The following is a 14,103-nucleotide window of genomic DNA, read 5'->3' on the forward strand; positions in this document are numbered from 1 at the left end:
ATAGCTGGATGAATCGCTTTCGCCGGATACTGATCCGATGGGAAAAGAAGGTCGAAAACTATGAAGCTATGTTACATTTTGCGTGCGGGATTATAGTTTGGAACAAAACCCTATTGGGATAGGCTCTTAGACTGCCTAACTATTGGGGCCAGTTTATTGCAGCCCTTATTCTATTACTCTGGGTTTTTCGGGCCAATAAATATCTGGCGCTAAGCTAGCATCAACACGGTTCAGCAATACCCTATATTTTTTCAAAGCGGTCAACCGAGAATTTTCCTCATCACTCGCCATCCCCAAATCTACAGCATCTTGTAACGGAGCTATCTGTTTACTTACAGTGAACATGAGTTGCTGTTTCTTATGTTCTGCTTGTTGCTGCTGTTCCTGCCTAAGTTTTATCACACCGCTTTCTGATATTATCCACTTTTCACCATCGTGTTTATGATAAACGGACGGGGCACGTTCAGTAAGCACTGGATAACCCTCTTTATTACTGACAATGGACAAACCGTGTGACTGCCCTGTAAGTAATTCATTGTGTTTCTCTGCGGTTATTTCAACGCATTCTTCATGAGCTTCACTATAAAAAGCGCTTTCTTTTCTGGAGAAATAAACCATTTATACCCCCCAAAATAATATATGAACAACTTTGCTTGGATTCTCATTGTTGTTGGGAGTGCCAGCTTGATATTCAAACGTCGATAATGTTGCATTACGTACTAATGTGTGACCTGTTGATGTATTTATACTCGACATGCTTGCGACATAGCCAATAAACTGATTTTTAAAAGAAATTGGATAATTGATTTTTACCCATGACTGTTGGCTTGATGCAACTTTAACCCATTGAATAATTATTCCCGTATCCCCGCATTGCCACCAGCCATTTTCAGATTTTATAGCTGCGTTTTGCAATGCGAGCGTACCGCTTCGCTCAGGTATTAATATATTATAACGTCGCTGATTGTTCGGATCGTTAGAATAAATATGTAACAATTTTCCTTCTGAACCATTAATTCCTACCATATACCCATCTTTCGATTTGAAACGTAGCTCAGGAAAAGGAGTTTTACTATCAATTAATAAACTACCAACGGTTGCAGTTTTATCGCTAGAAATACGCAAGAAAGTATTATCGCTCTCAGATTTAGCATAACTTCCCACATCTCCGGCATTCAATGAAATATCAGATGACAACGCTTTTCCATTCACTTTACGAATGGATGGTACTCGGCTATTAGCGTTGTTATTTGCAGCTACAGCACTTTGATTCGCCGTATTCGTCAGTGATTGCACAAATGCTGTTGTTGCAATCTGAGTATTATTAGCGTTTTTAGCCGGTGTGGGGGCAGTTGGCGTTCCTGTGAAAATGGGACTGGCTTTCGGTGCATACTGAGTATGCGGGTCTTTCGCTTCGGTGTGTTCTTTCAGCTCATTCCCATTTTGTTCTAGTTTCTGTTTAAGATAGTTTGTGCGGTTGACCAACTGTTTAGCCTGCCGATTGGAAATACCATCAGGCCCACCTAACACGGGGTCTGAGGTTTCTATTTGATACACGCCCTCTGACCACTGTGGGGTTTCCGGCAAATTAGCCATTTTAACTGCTCCCATAATTGTAACTACCGTCATAACTGACAGTATTGTTGTAACAAATTGATACAGATTGATATTCCAAACTGGCAAGATGACAGCGTGCAGGCGCAAACGCTGCCAGTGTGGTACGCAGTAGCGAGGCTTGATCATTAGTGATAGGTTGCTGAAGTATGACGCGATAAACTGCCCAAGATGTTGAATCTCCATGAACATAATTACCGTTATGGTTGGCATGTCCGTCATAATTGATTTGACCAGTGCCTTCAATTAAATCAACTTCACCAAACCCAAAACGACGGATAATTTCACGAATTGACCACGGTGTGCCTTTATATCGATGCAATTCTATAGCTGATTTGATTAACGTGCGGCGAGCATTGTCTGATTCGACAAGCTCCCAGCCATCGCCAAATAGGGAGAATTGATTTGCCAGCCAATGCAGCGTGCTGCTATCGACAGTATCAATGAGATAAACCATTAATTGGGTTAAATTGATATCATCAAAACGAGAGGCCAACTGACCTAATGCACGCATACTGATATCAGCTTCCAGTAGAGGTGGTAGACGTAACTTAACCATCAGCGACTCCAGTGACCACAACAGTGATACCGATACAGTTCGCCCATTCATTTTCACCTACAACCTGAAACGTGGGAGACTCCAGTACGACTTGATAGATGCCAGAAACAGACAATGTTGAGATGATTTGGCTGGGAACAATATCCTTTCCTAACGTTGTTGCTCGTTCAGCTACCCATGTTTGTATGGCTTGTTCTGCTGCCGATTGAATACCAGGTGCATTAACGCCACTGTACAAGGTCAGTTTCGCCTTGATGGTATAATCAACCTTCACGGGAGGTTTTGCATGTACAGTGTCAGTCAACGGTCGGATTTTTTCATCAGAGCAAAAGCTTTTCACCAGCGTTAAAATGCTTTCATCAGGCAATCCCGTAGCTAATAGTGGAAACAGTTCAACAACGCCCGGAATGGGAGACATGACGGCGACATCAACAATATTGGGATGGGCACGCATGGCATGAAAACGATAAGCCTGACGACTGCCCGCATTAGTAAACGATTCAGGGGCCATTTTGATGCGTACACGTAGCCTCTCGTCACTTTCCTCTGCCGAACCACCACTGCTCACTATTGTGTTGGTCACTTGCAGGTCAATGTCGTCGATTTCATCCAACAATGTACTAATTTGTGCTGGTTGCCAGCTATTCCCTGATAATCCAGTATCTGTACAAGTAGCTGTGACATTAACGAACCGTGTGCCGGCTTTCAGAGCAGCATCTGTATTAGTAGCAAAAATAATACTGTCCGATGCATTAACACGAGTTCCAACTGGAATGAGTACATCTTGCTCTAATGCTTCATCAACACTAAATTGCAATATTGTATGCGCCGGTTGGGCGGATAGCCGATATACTCCGACCAATTCCCCTAAGTAGTCCAAAATGGGCGCACGGGCAAACTCGACCAAATTCTGCTTGGCGGCTTCCTGAACTTGCATTCTGGTTAGTGCTTCACGATATGCAAATAAATTGATCAGCAGGCGTTCTGCCTGTGCTGGGTACAAAGTCTTACCTACATCAGCTTCATATTTTGCGATCATTTCGGTTGTGATTTTTTCTACATCACGCTCGATAAAATCAGGTTCTGTCAGCGCCATAGCAACTCCGTAGATTGTGTAATGCCATCAACTGCTGTCCAATTCACACGCAGAGTTAGATGCTCTCCATTGACAGTTGGTTTCACGGAGAGCAACTGGCAACGAGGTTCCCAACGTGTAATAGCATCAACAAATTCCCTGACAACGTGGGGAATCGCGCGGTCTATTGGGTAATCCATATAAAGGTGCAAGTTACTGCCGAATTCTGGTCGATGTGGATCACTGCCACGTGGTGTACGTAGAATAATGAGTATTGCTTGGGCGATATCATCCAGCCCACAGGCAATTTTGCCTGAGTTCTGGAGAGCGGGTTGCCAAAAAACAGAGTGTGAGTTCGTATTCATGGGGGACAGTATTATCCCCTGTAGGTATATCTAATATTAAAGGTGTTTAAAGAAATTCATGAAAATGATGATTCGAGTTACCACCTTCATCCATGATGCTGCCCGTTGCATGGATGTTGCCATTAACGCTAACATTGCCTTGAATGGTTGCAGCACCACTATTACCACCAGAACCCGACAGCCCATTTTGATAGGTTAATTGACCTTTCACTAACATATTTCCGGTTACGATTGTTTCCGGCGCATCAATAGTTGCCTGCTGTGCATAAATAACAACATTGGCTCCCACCGCGATCTTAATGTGCTGAATGCCGCCATTAATAGTCAGGGTGTGTAAAGTACGATCATAATAAAAAGCTGCATCATCTGCATAAGTCATACCACGGACGTCTTTATTGTTAGCTGACGGTTGATCAACACTGGAATAGATAGCACCTAAAATAACACCATCTTCACCATTCGCATCCAATAGCACTTCAACCTGTTCCCCAACATCGGGCAACCAATAGTCTTTGTTATTCTGGGTATTGCGCTGCAACACATTCAGCCAGTTAGTACGCATATTATCGCATTCAGGCAATCGCACGCGGGCACGAACAGTAGCAGGATCTACGGCGCTAATCGTACCAACTTGACGAGTTACACTGCTCATTTGGATTCCTCCTCGATGATCGTGTCGGAAGAACCATCGGGCTTATATACAACCAATTTCTGAGTCTTATCTTTTTTATCTTTCTTGGATTTGCTTGATGTAACAGGGCCACGAGCAACTTCAAGTTCGGTTATATATCCGCTATTACGATCAAAAGAGTGGTGAGCTGAAGTAATTAACCATTGTCCAGATAACTTGCCAAATTCAATCAACTCAATTTTATTTCCGGCGGTTAACTGAGGGGCTCCCATCAATGAAAGTGAGCCGTTCTGCTGGTACTCATTATGTAAATCCAGTGCTGACTTAGCCTTTATTTCAGCGCTATCCTTGTTAGCAGCCCGGCTGTTTACTTTTAAGGTATCTGCGCTGGTTTCTTTACCGCTATTCTTATCTTTTGGATTGGACTGACTACTTGTACTGGTCGTGCCATCAGCTTCATAGACAATCAACTTTTTATCATCAGCCTTTTGATGTTTCACTTTAACTTTTTTATAGACTTTATTAATTGTGTCCCGTAGTGAAAATTGGGCAACATCGCGAGGGTGTAATTTTTTTATAGGTTCTTGGCTGCGCAAACTGGCTAAGTAGGAGAAAATTAGCTGTTCACTGACAACTTTAACGGCATAACCATATTCACTGGCCAGTCGTTTCAGGAACGCCACATCGGTTTCAGAATATTGCGTCACCCTGTCAATCTTGATGATTTCGATACTGCCGATCAGCTTTAACTGATGTTTCTTGGCGATGCGATTAGCAATAGCGGCCAGAGTTGTATTCTCAAATCCACGGTTAGATTTGGTACGCAATGCCGTATTGATAGACGTTGCCACACCTCGAACAGATACAATAGAAGGAGGGATACTGACTTCAATTTCATCGATATAGAATGAGCCACAATTCAGTAACCGTTCGCCGAAATAGCCCAACTTCAATGTCAACGTATCACCTTTTCCCGGATACCATTTATCTAGCCAGAGACCATCAGTATCATCCAACTCTACCTCTATTTCATCGGATTCGCTTTTGATGTTGTCGGTATAGCTGACACGAGTGACATAAGGAGTGATGTCATTTGTGATATCTTTTTGCAAATATCGTAACGTGAATGTCGGACTTAAAACCTCTGAGACACCCGTTATAGATGGTGTTTGCTTGGTATCAATTATCTTAGCCACGGTGGTGTATCCTCTGCAATTACTACATCGTCAGCGTCAATGATGGGGATCAACAATACAATCCCAGATGGCAATACAGGTGTAACTGCAACGTGCGGATTAGCAGCAATTATGCGAGCGTAACCTAAAGGGTCACCATAATAATGGTGAGCCAATAAATCCCACCTATCGCCATCTCTTGTAATGTATTCAAGAAACATGATCAAAGCGCCCTTGTGGTAATTTGCGCGGCCATCTTACTGAGCGCGGGTGATATTGATGTAAATGTTGAACTTGCTGATTCAAGTTGAGTTGATACAGAATCCAATGCAGCCGCGATATTACAGCTATCTGCACGGCTTAATGACGATTGAGCATTGTTAACAAATGTTACTGCTTGCCCCGTTGCTCTGGTCAATTGAATTGCATCTGGTAATGAGTCACCGAGTGATTGAAAAGCCGGATAGCTTTTCCCTAATGGACCAGCAATATTGTTGAGTCCGGTAAGAAGACCTGGTACGCGGGTTAACGCTATGGCCGGGTTGTCTTTCATCTTCTGTGCAATACGTACCGCACTGATAATCGTTTGCAGTGCTGATTGTGCTTGTTTGGCATAATTCACTCCATCCCTGACTTTTTTAGCCATACCTGATGGTTTCGGTATTGCATTAGACAATGCTTTTGTATTCGGGACATGAGATTTAATGGCAGGCGGTTTCAGTGGTTTTTTAGGATCACCGATATATTCACGTAATGTCACCGAGGCATTGAGGGCAAATATATTACCTACTGAATCCGTTTGTTCACTGGAGGCTGTCACATCAGTAATAACAAACCAGCCACGGTAATCACCATTTCCGAATATTAGCGCGAGTGCTTGATGTTTCCGCATTGCTTCACGCAGCCGATTCAATTCAATATCCGGCGCACAATAATGTTGATGAAAGACCAAGCTAATTTGAATTTCATCCAGTTTCTCACCTACGAATTGCAAGCCGGGCTTACCCTGAATTCGGGCATGTTCAGCATAATCAACACCAAACGTTACATCAAAGCCATCCCAATATGTGATTAGCTCAAATTCAATATCACCTAATATAGCAAACATTATCCGTACCTCCGGCGTTCTCTCTGAATAACAATACGCTCCAGCAGTTTTTCTAATTCACGCATACTCAGGTTTAAGGCTTGACTAATATCGGGTATAGCCGTTTGTTGTTTATCACCAATGTATATTTGCGGGGCGAAAGAGATAGAAAAACCATTATTGCTGTTGCTAGCATCTTTATAACCTGTTCGTTTAATTGGATTGCCCGACATCATCTCAGGAGGTGAGATTTGTGGGACATCAGGGGTCATTCCCTCAGTCAGACGCTGAGTGGCACGAGCAGCCAACGGCGTAGTACGATCAATACCAACAACCGTACCTTGCACAATATTATCGCCAAATCCCATAAATACTCGACTGGGGGATTGAATACCTAATGCTTCTTTAAACCAGCTAGAAACTTTGCCACCAAAGTTTTTAATGGTGTCCTTAGCCGTGGTCAGCATATTAGAAATACCATTAACCAACCCATTAACGATATTTTTACCAAAGTCAGTAAAATTATCGGGCATATCCATGCCAAACCATTTCATAACGTCAGCGAATGTTTTATAGAACAATCCCAATGGCGACCAATTTAAAATTAATTTACTGACCTCAAATATTCCGCCATCAAACGCATTAGTAATGTCATTCCATCGAGCTGTAAACCAACCTTTGACGTTAGACCAAATATTTTTGATTCCCTGCCATCCCATTTGGAAAGCGAATTTTACTAAGACCCAAAGCCGTTTAAAGAAATTACTGATGGGCTTCCAATAGCGATAGATAAGATAAGCGGCCACTGCAATACCAGTGATGATCAATCCGATAGGATTCATTAATAATGCGCGTCCAATCCACAAAATAGCTCTGCCAGCTACCATCAAGCCCTTATAGAGAGCACTACCGAGGATTCTACCCAACCAGAGAGCTGCTCCGGCTATTTTTCCCAAGATGTTTGCAACGACACCAAATCTGCCGCCACTGCCGATAGCCATTCGAAGCAGTAACCACCGTGTGCGCATTAACATTGCACCTTTCCAGATATCAGTTATAGGGGAAAGCAAAAGATTAAGACCTAATCTGACACCGATTGAAGCTGTTTTGAATGCCAAGAACCCACCGACCAGCGTGACAACATTGCTGATGAGTTCAGGATTAGCGGCCAGCCATTTTCCGGTCTTGTCCATCAATGGAATAAAGGTTTCGGCTAACTGTATTAATGCTGGACGCAGCGACTGACCAATGCTAATAGCCGAATCATTAAATTCAATTTGAGTACGCCGCCACTGTGCTTCTAAGGTATCGTTCTGTTTATCAAAGTCGGTATCAACAGATTTTTGTGCCGAATCAGTCCCCATGCCTGTTTTGATACGCTGATAATCTCCCCAACGTTGCCGCATGGCTAAGAGATGGTTGACTGTCTGTACGTCGGTGAAAATAGAGGATAGCCCGAAGGATTCCATGAGCATACTCTGTGCATCTTCATCACCTCTAGCTCCCGCTTTTTTCCACTCTTTCATGAGATCAGCGCCTTTACTCTTGATAAAGCGGTCTGCGATCATGATTGAGGCTTCATATTGTGAGTACCCCGAAGAAACATATCTGCTCATTGAGGTTTGATAATCGACGTCAGCTTCAGCGTATCTTTTGGCAATATCACCACGTCCCATTGAAGCTAGCCAGTTCCTCATATTGGTAGCTGCTTCACCTTCCGTTCCAGCGCCTTCACGGCCAACTTCCAAGCTGGCAATAATCTGTGAAACTGCCTCCTGACCATATATTCCCTTACCAGCAAATTGCTGCGCCATTTCTGGAAAGTATTGGGCGAGATCTTTTAATTCAAAACGACCCGATTTAGCACCGAAAACGGCTCGGTTAAAGGCTTCCTTGAGCGCTTGATCACCTTCAATTTTCAGGGACTCAAAGGATAGAGCCATTTTGGCTAAGTCATTAATATTAGCTTTGGATGCCGTGGCGACGCGGCCCAATAATCCACTCATATCGGTCGATTTCATGGGAGATTTTCCGGCGGCAACCAATGTGCCAACACCTTCCAGCAGGGTTTCTTGTAATTGGTTTGTTTGCTTGGCGTTCTGGCGCAAGATGATTCCGATTTTTTGCTCTTCTTTCGGAGACAGATTGCCAGTGACAGCTATGTCCCTTAATCCTGATTCAAAAGAGGCATACTTTGTTACGAACTGAACAACGGGAGAGGATATCGTGTGAGTTAATGCATAGGTTTCGGCTCCCTGTGCATATAGCGCCATACGATGCGCTTTGGCTGCATCACTCATGCTAGCCGCAGACTGTAAGCGCTGTTGCTGGCGGTTCAACTGTTCCAGCGTTCGACTGATGCGTTGTAGATCCGCATTCAAACGTTGGGCACTACGGGAACCAAGTTGACCGTAACGTTCAACAGCACGGTTCAGTGCCTGCTGTCGGTTCTCCAGTCGGCGAGTCGTTTCTCCCAGTGTTCCTAGAGTACGGCGTGTACCAGACATGGCAGAACTGAACGCACTACTAATCGCCCCACCAATAATGACACCAATGGAAAATTCTGTTGACACGAATTAACCGCCTCCATTCTCGCGTTTGATTTGGGTGTTGGCCTCATTCAACCAACATTCAAATTCATCCAGCGCCAGATTATCAATCTCGCTCGGCTGGAACCGGAACCATCGTGCCAACATCGCCGATGCTTGCCACACTGTTTTTATTTCCCTGATCCAATCCGATAACTTGCTGAAATCGTTTCTGTAATGCCAGATAATCAGCGACATCCATCTGTTCGATATCTTCTGGTAACAATCCTGTCGAACGTGCTATCAAAATATCATCCCAGTCAGTAGGATTTTCGCTGGTCCGCCGGGCAGCCTTGATATCTTTAACTTTCAAACGTGATAACTGAAGCTCTTCAATGCGAACGCCAGCAGCCGTGGTATAGGGAAATTGAAGATGGTAAGTCGTGGTTGACATGATGATACTCCTCTGTAAGTTTCATTCAGTATCATTCATGTATGGAAACGGAAATATTAAAGGGGATTAAAGAAGAAAGGGGCTGATGCCCCCGTCATTAGTGAGTACGAAAGCCTTTACAGTTACGGAAAAAGTCTATCAGATATTCTTTCCCTTTCGCTGCACCGATATCGGAAAACCAACCTTCCGGAGGAGTCCACTTATCAATCAAGTCGGCAAGCTTTCTGGCTTTGGAGCGAGTGCAGTCATTATTTAGTTTAACCTCCAATATTGATGCGATAATCGGTCAGTTGATCAATGCCGCCAACACGGAAGATATTGGCCAGATAATCCAGTTCTAACAGCTCCTCACCATCCAGTACCTGCTTAATATAGGTACTGGTAAAGCTACTGGAAAAATCAGCATTTTCATGTTGCTTAAATGTGCCCAGCGGATTCTTCTTAAATAAAATGGTCAGATATGTCACCAATGGCACTTCATCAATGCGCCCCTGTGAACTGAATTTCTGGACGCTGGAACGGCACTGCAATGCCAGAGACTTATAGGGATTGGCAGCAGATAACATGGCGTCACGGTAGAAACTATTCCACTTAATCTCGCCTTCCAGTTTATCGAAGCCTGCCGGTAGCTCCACTTTGCCGACCATCCCCAGCGCCTTATGCTCCTGCATGGTCATGGAAACGTCTGGCAGTTTCACTTCTTCAGCCCGTCCCAACAGGTTATTGCCGTCAATATAAATATTGGCGTTGGTGATGCGGTTAATCTCTATTTTTCCGGCCATTAATTATTTCCCTTTAAATTCAGCAAATATTCAGAGGTAATTTCGGTCTCAAATGTCAGCCGTTCCAGTGGTGGTGGCGGTGTGTACTTATAACTGAGTAACAGATGACCTGATGCCAGCTCCGTTTCTTCGTTATGGGTCGGATCAAACCAGCATTTGAATCCCAACAAAGCGCCATCAGCAATCAATTTACGACCATAGGCATTCACAGATTCTGTCAGGGCATCTATCAGCGCTGGCGTGATCGGCATATCGATATATTGCTGACTGAAGTAACGCAGGGATTCATTAATCACGTCGCCCGTTCTGCGCACGTTCTCGAAGTTACGCATGTGTGTCACAGTTGGCCACGCGGCGGTACGGTTGCCCCATAAGCGCAAACCAGAGCCATAATTATTGAACACTGTAGTAATCCCTTGTTCATTGAGCTGGTTCACTTCACTTTGTGGATCGTCAATTATGGCGGATAGCTGGCGCTCAATACCTGTGATCCCCATAATTTCTTGATTGGAGGATGACCACCAAAAACCTTTGTCTGCATCAATCTTGGCACGCAGCCCTGCTGCACGAGATGACAAGGGTTCCAGGCGCTCGCTATTGCTTTCCGCATCATAGACTTTGACGTGTGGGTAACACAGCCGGACACGATCAGAACTGGTATTAAAATTGATTGTGCCAGACGGGCCGCGGCCACTGATAGCCTGAACAAAAGTGGTGCCTATCGGGGCATCAATATAGGTCATGGCACCCAATTTAGTTGCAAGGGCAATCAGTTCTGTTGTCACACTTAACTGGGTACAGTAGACAGGAGCCAGCAAAATCTTGGCAAAGAACCCATACAGGTTATAAGTATCATTCAGTAACTTCATACCTGTACGGTTACCCGCTGCACTGATGCTGCCAATAATGTCAGCAGGCGTCACTAATGTAGGATCGGCAAAGTCATAGCTGGCAATCACGGTTGCGCCCGCAGCAATGTTTTTACCGATATTCTTGAGGCTGCCTGTTTGAGCATCCAAAGAATAATCTTGCCCTTCTACATAAGGGGCACTACCAGAGGTGGATTTTAGTAAGACATTACTGACCACGGGATTAGCCAGTTTCGCTGTTCCTGTGGTTTTATCAAAGCTAATGCTTTCACTGGCAACATTAGCTTTATGCACCTCAGGATCAAGAACGTTAATAACCAGCACAGTTCCCGCCCCATGATCATAAATAGCATCCAGTGCTTGTGGGATGGTAAAACCATTCATTTGAGTACCAAATTGAGCGGCATCTTTTTCTGACAGACAAAGTGTCACTGCATTTACTGGCCCTATCGGTGCAGTACCAATTAAGCCGATCACGGCGGATTTCACTGTCTTGACAGGACGCGAGCCTTTTTCGATTTCGATAGTTTCGACGCCATGCAAATAATTAGCGGCCATCAGTGGCCTCCTCAGGCTTTTCTTTTTTCTTCAGGGGATTTTTTTGCTGTTCTGACAGTGGATGAAGATATCTCAGCGCGATCAATGTTTTCACATAATCATGCTGCTCTGGTAAATCAACAGTTTTTTCTGACCAGAGCAAAACTTCAGTGCCATCAGCTAAAGTGACGCCGCTTGCTGGGCCTGTATAGAGGTATTTCATTGTTCAGTTCCCTCATAATTGATTTGGGCTAACGGCGAACCATTCGGTAACTCACAGTCTTCGATAAATACACTTTCAGTCGCAAAATCCAGCGTGTATTGCCACAAACCAGCTATCTCACCGAGAAATGTATCCCGTACCAGCCAACATTTTCGTTGGCAGTTCGGTGGTTGGAATCCGCCGAGAACCCGGCGTACATCATCTAATGTGGCAACGGCACCGTGACGTCCATTAAGCTGACGAAAAACTATGGTGGCATTGAGCATGACAGTTTGTGTCTGCAATACCGCTCCAACATCTTCAGGCTTGTCGAAGCGAGAACCGGGATAGCTGATTAAAATGGCTCCCACCGGATGGTTCAGCCTGAATTCAGTTGGCCTTTCAGGGAAATACTCCACCTGTAAGCCAGGTAGTTTTTCTCTTAGCCTCATGATAATGGCATCAATGATCGGCGAAACATCCATCAGTATTTCTCCAACATTCCTTTACTCCCTCCAAAGGTGGGACGACGCGCCCGAACACGAAACTCCCCCGGTTCAGGGGCATCTTTTCCTGTGGAAAGCAGGCCCAGTGTTAGTTTGGCATCTCGGATGTCAGCCAGTTGGCGCAAAACAATTTTGTAATCATCTATCACGGCTTCAGGAATAGAACCCTCTGGACGGCGGGCATACAGCCGATAGCGTGTTAACGTAATGGCGGCATCACGTAATACCGTGGGAACTTCCGCCAGAGGCAGGATATAACGCCCACGTAAATGGGCATCGATGAGTTCATCAGCATAGCGGATGGCACTGTTAACCACAGGCTCATTGATCGTCTGAGCATTAGGTTCTTCGTTAGACAGCCATATCAATGATTGAGTTGGTATCTGCTCTTGCAAATCTTTCAGTGAGCAATACATGTCATATGCCACGTAAGATGCGAATGATATTACCTGCCGCTGTGGCATCATCCAGCGCAAACCCGACAGATGTTCCGGCAGCATTTTCAGCCGAACTCAGTGGTACCACACAGGCATCCTTATCCGACTGTACGACTTGCCCACGGGTTATTGGCCCACCAGCTTCAACAGCAATAATGCCCAATACATTAACAGGAACGACATCTCCAGCCTTCGCATCCACCTCTGCTATACCAAGTGCAACGGCTCCAGCCTGACACGGTGCATTATCAGTACTAACTAAACGATGCTGGATGATGTTCGCACTGGCGATAATTGTTGTCGTCAATACGGATTGTTGTGTTACTGCCATGATGATGTCTCCCTTACTTCACAATATTGGTAATCAGATAGCCGGCATCACCGCCAACAACCGCAACTTTATAAATATCGGTATAACGACAGTAATTGACCTTACCGCCCACACCTTCATATTTATCCGCTACAGGCATCCCTTTGCGGCGAAATGTATAGCCAAAGGAGGGTTCATATTCATCAGCGCTTTCTGCTCCTGCCTGCGGAGGTGATACGTAATGCAACATCAAATTATCAGCCCAGATATCAACGGGATTTTCTTTAATACTTGGGGTAGAAACAGGTTCACCAACGACAACGTTTTGGATTTGGAAAAGGTCTTTGAGTATTTCTATTGTGATACGTTTACGTTCGTTGGCTCCAATAGCTGCCTGAATTTCAGGATGAAATTTTAACAGTGACATCACGCTAGCCCCCATTGTCATGAGGTTTGGACGTACACCAATGGCAGTACGAACAACATCAACTCCAGCTTCAATGACTTTGATTGGATTACCTTTGCCACCAGCCCAACGTTCATTAGCTGTCAGATTCTTCACCGAGTCATTAAGATAAACTTCAGGGTCTTGTGCCAATCGAGCGGCATACAGTTCACGCTTGAGATTCACGCCATTGGTGGAACGACGGATTGCCTTTGCTTCTTCATTAAATAAAGATTCCGATTTCTCACGATAATCAACAGGTGCAGCTAGATCATGTTCGTTGAGCACGATATCTAACGAAGAGCCTTTCTCACGGATCAAAACGTTACTGTTGGCACCAACGGCACGCGTGGTGTCATATTCCACAAAAGCACTTTTGCCAAATGTCGGCACACTAGCACCTTCTTTCTCCATTTCGACGACGGGGAAAAGATGTTCGCCGATGAATGCCGCATTTTTATAACCACGAGCAACACTGGTTAGCACAGGATCAACAATACGTTTGCCTTTCAAATAATCAGACATTT

General features: G+C 44.6%; 19 protein-coding genes and 1 pseudogene. 1 reads left to right on the plus strand and 19 read right to left on the minus strand.

From position 1 onward, the window contains the following. Positions 1-122, plus strand: a pseudogene (locus AAC155_RS21530) (IS5/IS1182 family transposase); the annotation flags it as partial. Positions 123-165: 43 nt separating this feature from the next. On the opposite strand, the gene AAC155_RS21535 reads toward AAC155_RS21530, so the two are convergent. The 19 genes from AAC155_RS21535 to AAC155_RS21625 form a co-directional block, all read right to left on the minus strand. Then, positions 166-618, minus strand: a complete 453-nt coding sequence (locus AAC155_RS21535; RefSeq protein ID WP_113044091.1) for a tail fiber assembly protein — start codon at positions 616-618, stop codon at positions 166-168. After that, positions 619-1,596, minus strand: a complete 978-nt coding sequence (locus AAC155_RS21540; protein ID WP_229015621.1) for a gp53-like domain-containing protein — start codon at positions 1,594-1,596, stop codon at positions 619-621. A gap of 1 nt (position 1,597) precedes the next feature. Beyond that, positions 1,598-2,173, minus strand: a complete 576-nt coding sequence (locus AAC155_RS21545) for a phage tail protein I (RefSeq protein ID WP_392392057.1) — start codon at positions 2,171-2,173, stop codon at positions 1,598-1,600. Beyond that, positions 2,166-3,269: a baseplate assembly protein gene (locus tag AAC155_RS21550; RefSeq protein ID WP_113044092.1), complete on the minus strand. Its 1,104-nt coding sequence runs from the start codon at positions 3,267-3,269 to the stop codon at positions 2,166-2,168. Before AAC155_RS21550 ends, AAC155_RS21545 begins: the two co-directional genes overlap by 8 nt. After that, on the minus strand, positions 3,260-3,613 hold the full coding sequence (locus AAC155_RS21555) for a GPW/gp25 family protein (RefSeq protein ID WP_113044093.1): 354 nt from the start codon (positions 3,611-3,613) through the stop codon (positions 3,260-3,262). The genes AAC155_RS21550 and AAC155_RS21555 overlap by 10 nt, the downstream gene beginning before the upstream one ends. A gap of 46 nt (positions 3,614-3,659) precedes the next feature. Continuing rightward, a complete protein-coding gene (locus AAC155_RS21560; protein ID WP_113044094.1) occupies positions 3,660-4,265 on the minus strand; it encodes a phage baseplate assembly protein V in 606 nt (201 codons plus the stop codon). Next, complete coding sequence (locus AAC155_RS21565) at positions 4,262-5,440, minus strand: phage late control D family protein (protein ID WP_113044095.1); 1,179 nt, start codon at positions 5,438-5,440, stop codon at positions 4,262-4,264. The genes AAC155_RS21560 and AAC155_RS21565 overlap by 4 nt, the downstream gene beginning before the upstream one ends. Then, positions 5,428-5,640: a tail protein X gene (locus AAC155_RS21570; protein ID WP_036777198.1), complete on the minus strand. Its 213-nt coding sequence runs from the start codon at positions 5,638-5,640 to the stop codon at positions 5,428-5,430. The genes AAC155_RS21565 and AAC155_RS21570 overlap by 13 nt, the downstream gene beginning before the upstream one ends. Before the next feature lie 2 nt (positions 5,641-5,642). Then, a complete protein-coding gene (locus AAC155_RS21575) occupies positions 5,643-6,527 on the minus strand; it encodes a phage tail protein (protein WP_113044096.1) in 885 nt (294 codons plus the stop codon). Continuing rightward, entirely contained in the window at positions 6,527-9,079 is a 2,553-nt protein-coding gene (locus AAC155_RS21580; RefSeq protein ID WP_113044097.1) for a phage tail tape measure protein, read from the minus strand. Before AAC155_RS21580 ends, AAC155_RS21575 begins: the two co-directional genes overlap by 1 nt. 3 nt (positions 9,080-9,082) lie before the next feature. Next, on the minus strand, positions 9,083-9,202 hold the full coding sequence (locus AAC155_RS21585) for a GpE family phage tail protein (protein ID WP_088776128.1): 120 nt from the start codon (positions 9,200-9,202) through the stop codon (positions 9,083-9,085). Further along, positions 9,162-9,488, minus strand: a complete 327-nt coding sequence (locus tag AAC155_RS21590) for a phage tail assembly protein (RefSeq protein ID WP_113044098.1) — start codon at positions 9,486-9,488, stop codon at positions 9,162-9,164. The genes AAC155_RS21585 and AAC155_RS21590 overlap by 41 nt, the downstream gene beginning before the upstream one ends. A gap of 257 nt (positions 9,489-9,745) precedes the next feature. Next, positions 9,746-10,270 (minus strand): phage major tail tube protein, encoded by a 525-nt coding sequence (locus AAC155_RS21595; RefSeq protein WP_011147613.1) that lies wholly within the window; start codon positions 10,268-10,270, stop codon positions 9,746-9,748. Continuing rightward, positions 10,270-11,697, minus strand: coding sequence for a phage tail sheath subtilisin-like domain-containing protein (locus AAC155_RS21600; RefSeq protein WP_011147614.1), 1,428 nt, complete (start codon positions 11,695-11,697; stop codon positions 10,270-10,272). The genes AAC155_RS21595 and AAC155_RS21600 overlap by 1 nt, the downstream gene beginning before the upstream one ends. Continuing rightward, on the minus strand, positions 11,687-11,899 hold the full coding sequence (locus AAC155_RS21605) for a hypothetical protein (protein WP_011147615.1): 213 nt from the start codon (positions 11,897-11,899) through the stop codon (positions 11,687-11,689). The genes AAC155_RS21600 and AAC155_RS21605 overlap by 11 nt, the downstream gene beginning before the upstream one ends. After that, positions 11,896-12,363 carry a Gp37 family protein gene (locus AAC155_RS21610; RefSeq protein WP_011147616.1) on the minus strand — a complete coding sequence of 156 codons (468 nt, stop codon included), beginning with the start codon at positions 12,361-12,363 and terminating at the stop codon, positions 11,896-11,898. The genes AAC155_RS21605 and AAC155_RS21610 overlap by 4 nt, the downstream gene beginning before the upstream one ends. Continuing rightward, on the minus strand, positions 12,363-12,800 hold the full coding sequence (locus tag AAC155_RS21615; protein WP_041380252.1) for a gp436 family protein: 438 nt from the start codon (positions 12,798-12,800) through the stop codon (positions 12,363-12,365). Before AAC155_RS21615 ends, AAC155_RS21610 begins: the two co-directional genes overlap by 1 nt. Position 12,801: 1 nt before the next feature. After that, positions 12,802-13,152, minus strand: coding sequence for a DUF2190 family protein (locus tag AAC155_RS21620; RefSeq protein ID WP_011147618.1), 351 nt, complete (start codon positions 13,150-13,152; stop codon positions 12,802-12,804). 13 nt (positions 13,153-13,165) lie between these two features. Further along, positions 13,166-14,101 (minus strand): hypothetical protein, encoded by a 936-nt coding sequence (locus AAC155_RS21625; protein ID WP_113044100.1) that lies wholly within the window; start codon positions 14,099-14,101, stop codon positions 13,166-13,168. Between the last annotated feature and the right edge of the window lie 2 nt (positions 14,102-14,103).

Origin of the sequence: Photorhabdus sp. HUG-39 (genome assembly GCF_963878365.1) — a bacterium.
Classification (GTDB): domain Bacteria; phylum Pseudomonadota; class Gammaproteobacteria; order Enterobacterales; family Enterobacteriaceae; genus Photorhabdus; species Photorhabdus kayaii.

Excerpts from the sequence above, each read along its gene's own strand:
- AAC155_RS21545 (WP_392392057.1), bottom strand. The coding sequence starts at position 2,173 with ATGGTTAAGTTACGTCTACCACCTCTACTGGAAGCTGATATCAGTATG.
- AAC155_RS21615 (WP_041380252.1), bottom strand. The coding sequence starts at position 12,800 with ATGTATTGCTCACTGAAAGATTTGCAAGAGCAGATACCAACTCAATCA.
- AAC155_RS21535 (WP_113044091.1), bottom strand. The coding sequence starts at position 618 with ATGGTTTATTTCTCCAGAAAAGAAAGCGCTTTTTATAGTGAAGCTCAT.
- AAC155_RS21575 (WP_113044096.1), bottom strand. The coding sequence starts at position 6,527 with ATGTTTGCTATATTAGGTGATATTGAATTTGAGCTAATCACATATTGG.
- AAC155_RS21600 (WP_011147614.1), bottom strand. The coding sequence starts at position 11,697 with ATGGCCGCTAATTATTTGCATGGCGTCGAAACTATCGAAATCGAAAAA.
- AAC155_RS21625 (WP_113044100.1), bottom strand. The coding sequence starts at position 14,101 with ATGTCTGATTATTTGAAAGGCAAACGTATTGTTGATCCTGTGCTAACC.
- AAC155_RS21570 (WP_036777198.1), bottom strand. The coding sequence starts at position 5,640 with ATGTTTCTTGAATACATTACAAGAGATGGCGATAGGTGGGATTTATTG.
- AAC155_RS21610 (WP_011147616.1), bottom strand. The coding sequence starts at position 12,363 with ATGGATGTTTCGCCGATCATTGATGCCATTATCATGAGGCTAAGAGAA.
- AAC155_RS21555 (WP_113044093.1), bottom strand. The coding sequence starts at position 3,613 with ATGAATACGAACTCACACTCTGTTTTTTGGCAACCCGCTCTCCAGAAC.
- AAC155_RS21550 (WP_113044092.1), bottom strand. The coding sequence starts at position 3,269 with ATGGCGCTGACAGAACCTGATTTTATCGAGCGTGATGTAGAAAAAATC.
- AAC155_RS21585 (WP_088776128.1), bottom strand. The coding sequence starts at position 9,202 with ATGTTGGCACGATGGTTCCGGTTCCAGCCGAGCGAGATTGATAATCTG.
- AAC155_RS21595 (WP_011147613.1), bottom strand. The coding sequence starts at position 10,270 with ATGGCCGGAAAAATAGAGATTAACCGCATCACCAACGCCAATATTTAT.
- AAC155_RS21540 (WP_229015621.1), bottom strand. The coding sequence starts at position 1,596 with ATGGCTAATTTGCCGGAAACCCCACAGTGGTCAGAGGGCGTGTATCAA.
- AAC155_RS21560 (WP_113044094.1), bottom strand. The coding sequence starts at position 4,265 with ATGAGCAGTGTAACTCGTCAAGTTGGTACGATTAGCGCCGTAGATCCT.
- AAC155_RS21620 (WP_011147618.1), bottom strand. The coding sequence starts at position 13,152 with ATGGCAGTAACACAACAATCCGTATTGACGACAACAATTATCGCCAGT.
- AAC155_RS21590 (WP_113044098.1), bottom strand. The coding sequence starts at position 9,488 with ATGTCAACCACGACTTACCATCTTCAATTTCCCTATACCACGGCTGCT.
- AAC155_RS21605 (WP_011147615.1), bottom strand. The coding sequence starts at position 11,899 with ATGAAATACCTCTATACAGGCCCAGCAAGCGGCGTCACTTTAGCTGAT.